The sequence below is a fragment of the Dietzia sp. IBK-p2-15D genome, assembly GCF_057773105.1.
This window is the reverse complement of sequence record NZ_JBYMTK010000099.1, coordinates 1-446: the sequence shown is the minus strand read 5'-3', so window position 1 is coordinate 446 and position 446 is coordinate 1. Positions and strand designations below refer to the sequence as shown.

Below are 446 nucleotides of genomic sequence, written 5' to 3'. Positions count from 1 at the left end.
AAAAATGCAAGGCTTAAAATGAGTGTTGGTAAAATTTGTTTGTTAGTGAAATACTTCATTAACATGAAAAGGAAAATGACGGCGTTAAGGAAAAACAAAGCCACAACAACCATCAGGTAATTCATCTGTGGGATGAGTTTTACATTTGTATTTTCGTTATATAAGGTAGTAATGCAAAATAAAATTAACGTCAGCAATAAGCTGAAAATAAAAAAGCCTTGAGCTTTTAATTTTTGTGTACCCATAGAAACCATAAAAAGGAGAGCAATGTGAGTGCTGGATTTTATTGATGGCAGAGATATATAGTTTTGACCAGGATCAATTTTCGTTAACGATAAGAAATAATTAAAGAATAACCCCAGGGAAATACGTGTTGACCGAATCATTTTTCCGAATGATTGTTTTCTGGAACTAAATTGTGTAAAGGTTATGCTGTCATATTTAAA

Annotated in this window: 1 protein-coding gene; it reads right to left on the bottom strand. The window is 31.6% G+C overall.

What is annotated here, in order from left to right:
• Window positions 1–446: hypothetical protein (locus AC3DEV_RS17050; RefSeq protein WP_488372881.1), on the bottom strand; the 446-nt coding region annotated here is incomplete at both ends.